9 protein-coding genes are annotated in these 11646 nt (G+C 66.4%); 6 read left to right on the forward strand and 3 right to left on the reverse strand.

Annotated features, from left to right (window positions below):
* Window positions 1–90: 90 nt before the first annotated feature.
* Window positions 91–1419, reverse strand: a complete 1329-nt coding sequence (locus DVDV_RS20120) for an ATP-dependent 6-phosphofructokinase (RefSeq protein WP_075356369.1) — start codon at window positions 1417–1419, stop codon at window positions 91–93.
* A 95-nt stretch (window positions 1420–1514) separates the two neighbouring features.
* Here DVDV_RS20120 and DVDV_RS20125 point away from each other — a divergent pair, with 95 nt between their 5' ends.
* From DVDV_RS20125 to DVDV_RS20150, 6 genes are all read left to right on the forward strand, one after another.
* Window positions 1515–2513 carry a glycosyltransferase gene (locus DVDV_RS20125; protein WP_075356370.1) on the forward strand — a complete coding sequence of 333 codons (999 nt, stop codon included), beginning with the start codon at window positions 1515–1517 and terminating at the stop codon, window positions 2511–2513.
* 96 nt (window positions 2514–2609) lie between these two features.
* The gene (locus DVDV_RS20130; RefSeq protein ID WP_083634847.1) at window positions 2610–4100 is read left to right on the forward strand and encodes a multicopper oxidase family protein; all 1491 of its coding nucleotides are present in this window, start codon (window positions 2610–2612) and stop codon (window positions 4098–4100) included.
* A gap of 1 nt (window position 4101) precedes the next feature.
* A complete protein-coding gene (locus tag DVDV_RS20135; RefSeq protein ID WP_075356371.1) occupies window positions 4102–5454 on the forward strand; it encodes a TolC family protein in 1353 nt (450 codons plus the stop codon).
* A 140-nt stretch (window positions 5455–5594) separates the two neighbouring features.
* Window positions 5595–6797: a PLP-dependent aminotransferase family protein gene (locus DVDV_RS20140; protein ID WP_075356372.1), complete on the forward strand. Its 1203-nt coding sequence runs from the start codon at window positions 5595–5597 to the stop codon at window positions 6795–6797.
* A gap of 6 nt (window positions 6798–6803) precedes the next feature.
* A complete protein-coding gene (gene mnmE / locus DVDV_RS20145) occupies window positions 6804–8195 on the forward strand; it encodes a tRNA uridine-5-carboxymethylaminomethyl(34) synthesis GTPase MnmE (protein ID WP_075356373.1) in 1392 nt (463 codons plus the stop codon).
* A gap of 97 nt (window positions 8196–8292) precedes the next feature.
* Entirely contained in the window at window positions 8293–9513 is a 1221-nt protein-coding gene (locus tag DVDV_RS20150) for an ATP-binding protein (RefSeq protein ID WP_075356374.1), read from the forward strand.
* A 12-nt stretch (window positions 9514–9525) separates the two neighbouring features.
* Here the strand turns inward: DVDV_RS20150 and DVDV_RS20155 are convergent, their stop codons facing one another.
* Window positions 9526–10371: a M48 family metallopeptidase gene (locus DVDV_RS20155; protein WP_075356375.1), complete on the reverse strand. Its 846-nt coding sequence runs from the start codon at window positions 10369–10371 to the stop codon at window positions 9526–9528.
* A 143-nt stretch (window positions 10372–10514) separates the two neighbouring features.
* Window positions 10515–11582, reverse strand: a complete 1068-nt coding sequence (locus tag DVDV_RS20160) for an NAD-dependent epimerase/dehydratase family protein (protein ID WP_075356376.1) — start codon at window positions 11580–11582, stop codon at window positions 10515–10517.
* Window positions 11583–11646: the final 64 nt, after the last annotated feature.

The following is an 11646-nucleotide window of genomic DNA, read 5'->3' on the forward strand; positions in this document are numbered from 1 at the left end:
ATTATCCCCCCCGGCCGCCGGAGGCCTCTTCTGCCTTTCCTGCTCCCCGCCCCCCCCCGGCCGCCGGAGGCTTCGTCGCAGGAAGGCCAATCAGGCTTGATAGGGGGCAAAACGCGGCTGGCCAGTGGAATCGAGCACGGCCTGCCAATAGTCGGAATGGATATCGATGCGTTTGCGCTCCCGGGTGACCAGCGGCAGCGGCACATGGACGTAGTGGTCGTTGACCGAGCCGATCATGAGCCCGGTCTTGCCGGCCATGCCGGCATGGACGGCAAGACGCCCGAGGAAGCCGCAATAGACGGCATCGGCGGTGTTGGCCGGCACGGAACGGATGATATAGCTCGGATCGATGGCCTTCATGGTGATGGGCAGGGCTTTTTCCTTGAAATGCCGTTTGATCTCGGCCGAGAGCAGACCGCAGAAATCGCCCAGGATGGGATTGCCCGAGGGATCGGTGCGCCCGGTTTCGTCCACGAGATGCTGTCCCGCCCCTTCGGCCGCCACGATGACGGCATGGCCGCGGGTGCGAAGACGCGTTTCCAAGACCTCGAGCACGCTGCCCGGTCCGGTCAGGGCAAAGGGCTCCTCAGGCACGAGGACCATGTTGACGTGCTTAAGGCCCATGCTGGCCTCGGCCGCGATAAACCCGGACTGGCGTCCCATGAGCTTGACCAGGCCGATGCCGTAGGGCGCGCCCACCGCTTCGACATGGGCGCAGGCAATGGCCTCGGTGGCCTGCTGGGTGGCGGTGGAAAAGCCGAAGGTGCGGGAGACGAAATGGATGTCGTTGTCCACGGTCTTGGGGATGCACACCACCCCGATGGGCAGGTCCCGGCCGGCAATCTCGGCCACGATGGCCTCGGCGGCCCGCATGGTGCCGACCCCGCCGATAAAGACGCAAAAGCCGATGCCGAGCCGTTCCATGGCGTCCACGATCTCGTCCACAGGCTGGGAGCCGCGGGAGGAACCGAGGATGGTGCCGCCGAATTGATGGATTTCGGCCACATTGTCCGGGAAAAATTCCATCACGTCATGGCGGCAGGCCGGGATGAAGCCGCGAAGGCCGTAGCGGATGCCAAGCGTGGCGGCCACGCCGTAGTGGTGGTGGGCCTCCATGACGATGGAGCGGATGACGTCGTTTATGCCGGGGCAGATGCCGCCGCAGGTGACGATGGCGATCTTGGTCTTGTGGGGCGAAAAGAAGAGCTGCTGGCGGGGGCCGGCCTCCTCGAAGAAGACCGGAGCCACGTCCGGGGCCGCGAGGCTGGTCCGGGAGATGCCGACCAGCACCCCGGCCTCGTCGGTGGTAAACGCGTCGGAGCATTTGGGACTATTGCAGGCGTTTTGGCCCAGGGTGGGCACGGCCGTATCGGCCGGCGTGAGGGCCATATCGGCAATGGCATCCTTGTTGTTGCGCATAGGGACTCCTTGCGGCATCAGAGGGCTTCGTATGGTTGTCGTGGTAGCCTTTTGGACTGTTTCCGGCAACAGGGCGCACCGCCCGGGAGGCCCCTTTGGGACGGACCTGCATTTTTTTGCCGCCGCTGCGCTCGGTTTCCGGCGGACTGGCTGTTCTGGCCGAGGTGGCGGCCGGTCTGGCCGCGCTTGGCCACGACGTCCGGCTCATCCTTCGCGATCCGGCCGCCCCGCCCCTGGCCCTGCCGCCGGGGCTGCCGGTGGCCGGCCTGACCGAGGCCGGCCTCAGGCCAGACGACATCTACCTCGTGCCCGAGGGCTGGCCCAATGCCCTGGCTCCGGGTTTGGCCGCTGGGGCGCGCTGCGTGGTCTACTGCCAGAACTGGGCCTATCTGTTTAACGGCCTGCCGGACGGCGTGGGCTGGGACCGGCTGCCCGTGTCCTTCCTGGCCGTGTCCGATCCGGTGGCCCGGTTCATCGAGCAGGCCACCGGGACGCTGCCGCCGGTGCTGCGCCCGGCCATTGACCCGGCCCGATTTTTCCCGCCCCCGGCCAAGCCGGACCTCGGGGCGGTTCGAGTGGGCTATATGCCCCGCAAAAACAAGGCGCTGGCCGCCATGATCCGACAGATGGCCGAGGCCCGGTCAGGGCGCACCGGACTTCATCTGGAATGGCTGCCCATCGAAAACATGGTGCCGGACGGCGTGGCCGAGGCGCTTCGCGGCTGCCATGTGTTTCTGGCCACCGGCTTTCCCGAGGGCTGTCCGCTGCCGCCGCTGGAGGCCCTGGCCTGCGGCTGCGTGGTGGCCGGCTTTGCCGGGTTCGGCGGCTTTGATTACATGCGCCAGGCCGGGGACGGCGGGTATGCGCCATCGGTCGCGCTGCGCGCTGTTCCCTGGGGCGGCAATGGTTTTTACGCTGCCGACAATGACGTTTTCGGGGCAGGCCTCTGTCTCAAGCAGGCGGCGCGGCTGTGGCTGGAGGGCGGCGCGGCCTTGGAAGCGGTGCTGGAAAGCGGCCGGCAGACGGCAGCGGCCTACGGGCCGGGGGCGCAGCGGGCGGCGCTGGCCACAATCTGGGAGGCCCTTCACCGCTAACGTCCCCTGGCCCCGGGCCTTGCCTTTTCCCCCAAATTGTTGCTTACCATGGTAGGAAACAATGCTCCGCCGTTGCCCCGGCCGCAAGGAGACACAATGGAAGGCTTTTTCAACCGTTTCCTCCCTTGGCTTGGCCGCGACCAACACCCCGGGCCTCCGGAGACCGCTCCCGCCGACCACGCCGCAGGCCGGCCCGGACGCCGCCGCTTCCTGGCGCTCACCGCCCTGGCCCCGCTTTTTGCCGCTGCCCCGGCCCTGGCCAAGTCCGAGCCCCATGACGGCCACGGCGACCACGTCAGCCCGGCCGGACACGGCGGCCACAGCAGCCCGGTTTTCCCCTGGCGAAATCCGGCCATCGCCCTCACCCCGCCGCCGCGACTGACCGGCAAGGGCGAGGGCGTGGTCATGACGCCCCATGTGCCAACCCTCGGCTATGAGCGCGACGGCGCGGTAAAGGTCTTTCGCCTGACCGCCCAGCCGGTCGAGCGCCTGCTCCTGGACGGCCCGCCGCCGCCGGGGTCCCTGTGGGACCGCTGGCACAAGGCCAAAGGGGCCATGCACGGCATGGACATCCCCAAGAAAGTGAAGCTCTGGGGGTTTAACGGTTCCATGCCGGGACCGGCCATCGAGGTGGTCCAGGGCGACACGGTGCGCGTCATCGTCAAAAACGAGCTGCCCGAACCGACCAGCATCCACTGGCACGGCCTGGAAGTGCCCAACGACCAGGACGGCGTGGGCGGCCTGACCCAACCGCCCATCCAGCCCGGCGCGAGTTACACCTACGAATTCACCGTGCATCAGGTCGGCACGTTCATGTACCATTCGTCGTTTAACGAAAAAAAACAGGTGGGCATGGGCCTGGGCGGCTTTTTCATCATCCACCCCGCCGACGGCTCGCGCCGGGTGGACCGCGACTACGCCATCCTGCTCCAGGAATGGTTCTTCCTGCCTGGCAACGAATACGTGGACGTGACCTCCACCGACCCCAACTGGTTTACCATGAACGGAAAATCCGCGCCTTCCACCGCCGTGCTGACGGCTCGCGTCGGCCAGACCGTGCGCCTGCGGCTGGCCAACCTGTCCAACATGCACGCCCACCCCATCCATCTGCACGGCGTCACCTGGCGCGTCACCGGCACCGAGGGCGGTCCCATTCCCGAATCGGCCCAGTGGCCCGGCAACACCGTCAATGTCTCGCCCGGGGCCATCCGCGACGTGGAATTCACCTTTACCCATCCCGGCTACTGGCACATGCACTGCCACAAGCTCCACCACGTGGTAAACGCCCATGCCTCGGTGCCCATGGGGGTCATGCCCATGGGCGGCATGACCATGCTCTTTGAGGTAGCCCCGGCCGAAGCCGGCCAGCCCCCGGACCATGGCGGCCATGTCCCGACCGCACAGGGTCCCCAGGCCGGGCACGGACACGGGCCGCAGACCGCCGCACCCCACGCCGGGCATGGCCCGGATGCCCCGGCCGAGGCCGGACCGGGCCGCAAGCAACCGCCCGCCCCGTCCCCCGGCGGCCAGGACCGGGAAATGCCTGCCGCGCCCCACACCGGGCACGGCCCGTCCGGAGGGAACTAATATGCGCCGCCTCATTCCCTCCCTGTGTCTCCTGTCCGTACTGGCCGGCTGCGCCAAGGTGGAGCCGCAAGCCGATTTTGCCAAAATGGCCGCCCTGGTCGCCGCCCGGGAACATGAGCAGCCGCTGTGGCAGCGCACTCCCGAAGACGAGGCTTTCGTCCAAAAAGAGGTCGCGGCCATCGTCGCCCGGGGCGTGACCCTGCGCGACGCCGTGCGGCTGGCCCTTATAAATAATCCCGGCGTCCAGGCCCGGTTCGAGGACATCGGCATCGCCCGGGCCGAGGTGGTCCAGGCCGGGCTGCCGCAAAATCCCTCGCTGGCCGTGCTTTTCGGCTTTCCGCTCTTTGCCGGCGGCCCACTGGGCAGCCTGGCCGCCACAGCCATGGCCTCGGTTTCCGATCTGGCCGAAATCAAGGACCGCACGGCCAAAGCCCAGGCCGAACTGGAGCGCGACATCCTGCTGGTCGGCCTTCAGGCCATGGCCGCCGCCCGGGAAGCCCGTCTCGCCTGGCTGGAACTGGCCTATGCCCGGCGCGGCGCAACCCTGGCCGGGGAGGTGGCCGGGCAGGCGAAAAAACTGGCCGAGGCCGGCAAGCGCTACCGCTCCTTCGGGCTGGCCGACGAGGCCAAAGTGGCCGCCCTGGAGGCGGCCGTGGCCCGGGCCAGCCTGGAAACGGCCGATCTTGCGGCCCGGGAACAGGTGGCCAAGGCCCGGCTGGCCCGGATCATGGGCCTGCCGGCCGGCCAGGATTTCGCTCTCGCCGGCGAGGTTCCGGACAAATCCCTGCCCCTGCCAGGCATAGCCACGGCCGTGGCCTACGCCGAGGCCAACAATCTGGCCGTCCAGGCTGCCCGGTTCGCCGAAAAGGCCGCCGCCAGCGGCGTGGCCCTGGAAAACATCCGCTGGCTCAAGGATTTCGAGATCGGGGCCGGCTACGATCTGGACATCGAAAGCAACCGCACCGTTGGTCCGGGCGCATCGGTGCGACTGCCCGTCTTCGATCAGAATCAGGCCCACAAGGCCAAGGCAGCCTATCAGGCCCGGCAGGCCGCCCGGCTGGTGGCCCAGGCCCAGGGCCAGGCCCGGGAAGAGGCCATCCGCGCCCTGGAAGACGCCGGGCTGGCCCGGGCCACGGGGCAGGCCCTGGAAACGGGCGTGCTGCCTCCGACGGCCCGGGCGGCCAAATGGGCCGCCACCTATGCCGGGGCCATGCAGCTCTCCGAGCTGACGGCCCTGGAAGCCTCCCTGGAACTGTTGCGCGAGCGGCTGCGCCACAACCAGGCCCTGCTCGCCGAACAGGAGGCGTTGGTGCGCCTGGAGTATGTTCTTGGCGGGCCAATCCCTCCAGGCTGAGGCGAACCGCTTTTCCACCCGGCCGGCGCGACAAAACACTTTCATCCGGAAACCGTCCGGGGTAGCATGGCGCGACCGGCCGCGTCTGGCGGCCCGTCATGTCGCCAGATCGCGGCCCTCCATCCCCAGGAGGTTATGCCGTGCCCGCTTTTGCCAAACGCATGTCCCAGGTGCGCCGTTCGTTTATCCGGGAAATTCTCAAGGTCACCGCCGATCCGTCCATCATTTCCTTTGCCGGCGGCCTGCCCAAGCCCGACCTGTTTCCCACCGGTCCCATTGCCGCGGCAGCAGCCAGCGTATTGGCCGAATCCGGGGCGGCAGCGCTCCAATATTCCGTATCCGAGGGCGAACCGGGCCTGCGCCAGTGGATTGCCGACCGCTACAAGGCCAAGCGCGGCATGGACATCGATCCGGCCACGGTGCTCATCACCAACGGTTCCCAGCAAAGCCTGGACCTGCTTGGCAAGGTCTTCCTCGACCCGGGCGACGTGGTGGCCGTGGAGCTGCCCGGCTACATCGGCGCGATCCAGGCCTTTTCCATGTTCGAGCCGACCTTTGCCGGCGTGCCGCTCGGGCCGGAAGGGCCGGACGTGGACCGGCTCGTGGACGTGCTGACCCGGGGGCAGGCCAAGATGTTTTACGCCGTGCCCAACTTCCAGAATCCCTCCGGCCTGACTTACTCCCTGGCCGCCCGCCGGGCCGTGGCCGAAGCCATGCGCGTGTCCGACGCCATCTTCGTCGAGGACGATCCCTACGGCGAACTGCGGTTTATGGGCGACCCCCAGCCGCCGGTGTCGGCCTTCATGACCCAGGACCGCTACATGCTCGGCACGTTTTCCAAAATCGCCGCTCCGGGCCTGCGCCTGGGCTGGGTGGTGGCCGATCCCGACAGCCTGCCCAAACTCGTGACCGCCAAACAGGCCTCGGATCTCCACTGCTCGACCCTGGTCCAGCGTATTCTCATGCGCTATCTGGCCGACAACGACCTCGACGCCCACATCGCCACCATCAAGGCCGCCTACGGCAGCCAGCGCGATCTCATGGTCGAACGCATCAAGGCCGAGTTCCCCGAGGGCGTGCACTACACCGAACCCGAAGGCGGCATGTTCCTGTGGGTCACCCTGCCGGAAGGCTGTTCCGCCTTTGCCCTGTTTGACCTGTGCATCAAAGAGAAGGTGGCCTTTGTGCCGGGCGAGCCGTTTTTCGTGGACGGCTCGGGCCAGCGCACCATGCGGCTCAACTTCTCCAACGCCGACCCCGAGCGCATCGTGGAAGGCATCGGCCGCATGGGCCGGGCCCTGGCCGCGCTGCTTGAAACCTCGTCCTGCCCGGCCGGCGGCTAAGGCTCCATGCGCCTGCCTGCCTCGGACACCATCGCCGCCGTGGCCACCCCGCCGGGCCGCGGCGGCATCGGCATCGTACGCCTAAGCGGCCCGGCCAGCCGGCAAATCGGCCAGCGCCTGTTTCGGTCCGGCCGGCCGGATTTTCCGGGCCTGACACCCTACCGCCTGCACCACGGCACCTTTCACACCCCGGCCGGCAAGCTCCTGGACGAAGGCATGGCCGCCTTCATGCCCGGCCCCGGCAGCTACACCGGCGAGGACACCGTGGAACTTTTCTGCCACGGCTCCCCGGCCGTGCTGCGGTCTGTCCTGGAAGCCGTTTACGCGCTTGGCGCGCGGCCGGCCGGTCCCGGGGAATTCACCAAACGAGCCTACGTCAACGGCCGCCTGGACCTGTCCCAGGCCGAGGCCGTGGCCGAACTCATCGCCGCCCGGGGCGCCGTGCAGGCCGAATTGGCCCTCTCCCGCCTGACCGGCGCCATGGGCGACGCGGCCCGGGAACTCGGCGCGGCCCTGGCCGATCTCATGGCCGGCATCTGTCTGGCTGTGGATTTTCCCGAAGAGGAAGTGGAGTGCCTGCCCAAGGCCGCCTTTGCCGAGGGCGTGGCCGCCGTCCTGGCCCGCATCGACGCCTTGCTCGAGGCCGGCCGCCGGGCCCGGCCCTACCGCGAAGGCACGACGGTCGCTCTTTTTGGCCGGGTCAATGCCGGCAAATCAAGTCTTTTCAATGCCCTGCTCGGCACCGACCGGGCCATTGTGGCCGACCTGCCCGGCACCACCCGCGATTATCTGGAGGAGTCCCTGGACCTCGACGGCCTGCCGGTGCGCCTGACCGACACGGCCGGGTTGCGCGACACGGCCGACGCCATCGAAAAAATCGGCAAGGAACGCGGCAAGGCCAAGGCCAGCCGGGCAGCCCTTGGCCTCTATCTGGTGGACGGCTCCGCGCCCTTTGTCCCGGACGCCGAGGCCGAGGCGGTCATCGCGGCGCTCACCCCAGCCAAGGTGCTGGCCGTGGTCACCAAGGCCGACCTGCCCCCGGCAGAGCCCGCTCCCGCCGCGCTGCTGGCCGACCGGGGCCTGGCCCAGGTGGCCGTGTCCTCGCGCACCGGTTTCGGCCTGACCGGGCTGGTGGCGGCCATACGGGCCATCCTCACCCGGGACGCCGGCCCGCCCGAACCCGACACCCCGGCCCCAAGCGACCGCGAGGCGGCCGCGCTCTTGGCCGCCCGGACCGAACTGGCCGAACTCCTGGCCGACATCGCCAGGGGCCTGCCGTATGACATCATGGGTGTGCGCCTGGAGACGGCCAGCACGCTTCTGGCCGACATCACCGGCGAGACCACCCCGGACGACGTCTTAAACACCGTGTTCGACCGGTTCTGCATCGGGAAATAAGGCCGACGACCACCGATCCTCCTGCCGCCCTTGACCTTTAGCGGGGCATCGTCCAATATATAGTTGACTTGCATATTGGACGACAGGAGCGAGCGCCATGTATCTGTCCCGCACCGTGGAGCCTTTCATAGCCGCAGCCGGCAGCCAATTCCCGGCCCTGCTCGTGACCGGTCCGCGGCAGGTCGGCAAAACAACCCTGCTTAAGCATCTGGCCGGCGACGCACGCACCTACGTGACACTGGACGATCCGCTGCTGGCTCTGCTGGCCCGGGATGATCCGGCCCTTTTCCTGGAGCGATTCCCACCGCCGGTGCTCATTGACGAAATCCAGTATGCGCCGCAACTGCTGCCGCACATCAAAATGGCCGCTGACCGACTGGGCCAACCGGGCCTGTTCTGGCTGACCGGTTCCCAGCAGTTTCATCTCATGCGCGGGGTCAGCGAAACCCTGGCCGGCCGGGTGGGCATCGTCCACCTGCAAGGCTTGTCGTTGCGGGAACGCACCGGACGCGGCAGCTCTGCCCCCGTGTTTCTGCCCGATGCAGCCCCCCGGACCTGGGACGGTCCGGAGCCGACGCCCTCGCTCCATGCCCTCTACGCCATGCTGTGGCGTGGTGCATTTCCGGCCCTGGCCGTGCGCCCTGACGCTGATGTACCACTCTTTTACAGCTCCTATCTGCAGACCTACCTGCAACGCGACATCCGCGATCTGGCCCAGGTCGGCGACGAGGGGGCCTTTCTGCGTTTCATCCGGGCCTGCGCCGCCCGCACCGCAAACCTGCTCAATCTGGCGGAACTGGCCCGGGACGCCGACGTCACCCCGGCAACTGCCAAACGCTGGCTGTCCATCCTCCAGGCCTCGGGCATCGTCTTTCTGCTCGAACCCTATTTTACCAATGTGACCAAACGCCTGGTCAAGACCCCCAAGCTGTACTTTCTGGATACAGGCCTTTGCGCCTACCTGACGGAATGGACCAGCCCGGACACACTGCTGGCCGGGGCCATGTCCGGGGCGATCTTCGAGACCTGGGTGATGGGGGAAATGCTCAAAAGCTGGTGGCACAACGGCCAGCGGCCGACATTTCACTTCTACCGGGACAAGGACCAGAAGGAAATCGATGCGCTCATTGCCCGGGACGGCAGGCTCTATCCTGTGGAGATCAAACGCGGGGCCTCGCCGAGTCTTGGCGACGTGCGGCACTTTCAGTCCCTAAGCCGCCTGGGTGTCCCCCTGGGCCACGGTGCGCTGGTCTGTCTGGCCGGGCAATCCCTTCCCCTGACCCGGGAAATCAGCATCGTGCCGGCCTGGACGATCTGAAAACCGCCCTCCCTACCGCCTTTCGATGCGGTCCTGAATCTCCCGGGCCTCGGTCAGGCCGGCGTCGAGATCCAGGGCGCGTTGGGCATAGCCGTAGGCGTCGTCCTTGCGGTTCCATTTGAGGTAGAACTTGGCGATATTGAGAAAGGTCATGGGATGGCCGCCAAAGGTGCGCACCGCGTCGAGATAGAGCGCCTCGGCCTGCTTGAATTCGCCAAGGGCGTCCCAGGCCTCGATGGCCCCGCGCCAGGCCTGCTGGTCCGACGGTGTTGTCTTGATGGCCAGCATGAACATCTCGGCGGCCTCCGGGAGCAGCCCGGCCTCGAAAAAAAGACTCCCCACCTCGCGCACAATGCCCGGTTCCTCGCCGTAGGTCTCGACCACCCGGCGCAGATAGACCTTGCCCTTGGGGAAACTCTTCTGGGCCAGATGCTCGCGGCCAAGGGTCAGCCACTCATCACGCTGGGCCGCCCGCCGCTTTTCTTCATGGGCGTTTTGATGTTCCTCGACGTCTTCCATCTTGATGCGAAAAGCCGTGAGCTTCTTGATAAGGAGCGTCTCGTCTCCGGCCTTGTAGCGCAAAAAAGGCCCTCCCGGAATGCCGATGCTCTCCAGGAAGGCCACCACGCGGGGATGGCGGCTGAACTCGTCGCACATCTCCACAAACAGCAGATCGACTTCGGAGCGGCCCATGCCAAGAGCTGAACTGGTGCCCTTGAGCACCAGGGCATCGTTGGCCGCCTCGATGCACCGATATAAATCGTCGCGCCGCAGGTAACCCCGGGCGCGACTGATATTTTCCCGAATGGTGCGGGCATCTGCCAGCATCCGCTGATGATCGACCTTGCGCACCGCCATACCGCCCGCCTCCATGCTCGTGTCAGGCTATCGAAATCCATGCGGTCAAAAACGGGGCCCGCAGTGTCTTATAGCGCCAGGCGTTGCAACAAGACCCTCGTATTCCGGGAGCGCCACACCAGAGAGGACAGCGCCGCCTGCTCTTACAACCCGGAAAGCGTGCGCAGACTGGTCTCGTGTTCGCGGATCCAGTCGAAAAGATCCCGCAGGACCGTTTCCGCACTGCGCTTGGGCTTCCAACCGTAATCTTCCGTCACCCGCCGGTTGTCGCCCATATAAATGGCCAGATCGGCCGGCCGATTGACCGGGTCCCGACGAATTTCAATGGTGTTGCCCGTCAGTTCCTGGCAAAGCCGCGTGGTTTCCAGCAGCGACAGGCTCGTGTCTCTTCCACCGCCGACGTTGTACACCTTGCCGCGGGCTTTCTCAAGGTCTGACAACTGGATATCCAGCAGATCGAACAGGTCGTCGATGTGCAGGAGATCGCGCACCTGCTTGCCCAGACCGCCAAAACCGATATACGACAGCGATTTCTTGAAATAATGAGCCTGCACCCACAAGGAGAATACGCCCTGGTCGACCTTGCCGAACTGCCACGGCCCGGCAATGACGCCGCAGCGGTTGATCACGCTGCGAACGCCGTACATGGCCTCGTATTCCCGCAGCACGAATTCCGAGCAGAGCTTGGTTGCCCCGTACATGGACTTGGGACCATTGAGGTCGAAGTCGATGTCCACGCCCGCTTCCGACCAGCCGCGCGGCCCCTGCCCGGACTCCCAGACAAACCGCGACTCGTCCTCGCGCACTCCGATGGCATTGATGGGGTCGTAGGGATAGACCCGGCTGGTGGACAGAAACACCACGTCAGCCGCGTTTTTGCGGGCCACTTCCAGACAGTTGATGGTGCCGGTCAGATTGGTGTTGATGAGATACTTGGGCGAGCCGCCAAAGCCGGCCAGCACCGACGGCTCGGCCGAACACTCAAGCAGCACGTCGATCTTGTCGGCCAGCTCCAGATCTTCCAGATTGCGGATGTCCCCATGCACAAACCGGATGCCTGCCGCAACCAGTCGCGGCACGTTGAATTCCGACCCGCGCCTTTTCAAATTATCCAGAACAATGACCGTGCGTTCCGGGTACTTCTTCTTAAAGGCCATGGCCAGATTGCTGCCGACAAACCCGGCTCCGCCGGTCACAAGCATGGTCTGCATGAAGGACTCCTGTGGAAAAAGCGGAGAACCGGGGGAGGAAACCTCTTTTTGCAAAAAAAGGTTT

The organism is Desulfovibrio sp. DV (assembly GCF_001936595.1).
GTDB lineage: Bacteria > Desulfobacterota > Desulfovibrionia > Desulfovibrionales > Desulfovibrionaceae > Solidesulfovibrio.

Coding starts and splice junctions, on each gene's coding strand:
- DVDV_RS20120 (WP_075356369.1), bottom strand. CDS start 1,419: ATGCGCAACAACAAGGATGCCATTGCCGATATGGCCCTCACGCCGGCC.
- DVDV_RS20130 (WP_083634847.1), top strand. CDS start 2,610: ATGGAAGGCTTTTTCAACCGTTTCCTCCCTTGGCTTGGCCGCGACCAA.
- DVDV_RS20135 (WP_075356371.1), top strand. CDS start 4,102: ATGCGCCGCCTCATTCCCTCCCTGTGTCTCCTGTCCGTACTGGCCGGC.
- mnmE (WP_075356373.1), top strand. CDS start 6,804: ATGCGCCTGCCTGCCTCGGACACCATCGCCGCCGTGGCCACCCCGCCG.
- DVDV_RS20150 (WP_075356374.1), top strand. CDS start 8,293: ATGTATCTGTCCCGCACCGTGGAGCCTTTCATAGCCGCAGCCGGCAGC.
- DVDV_RS20155 (WP_075356375.1), bottom strand. CDS start 10,371: ATGGCGGTGCGCAAGGTCGATCATCAGCGGATGCTGGCAGATGCCCGC.
- DVDV_RS20160 (WP_075356376.1), bottom strand. CDS start 11,582: ATGCAGACCATGCTTGTGACCGGCGGAGCCGGGTTTGTCGGCAGCAAT.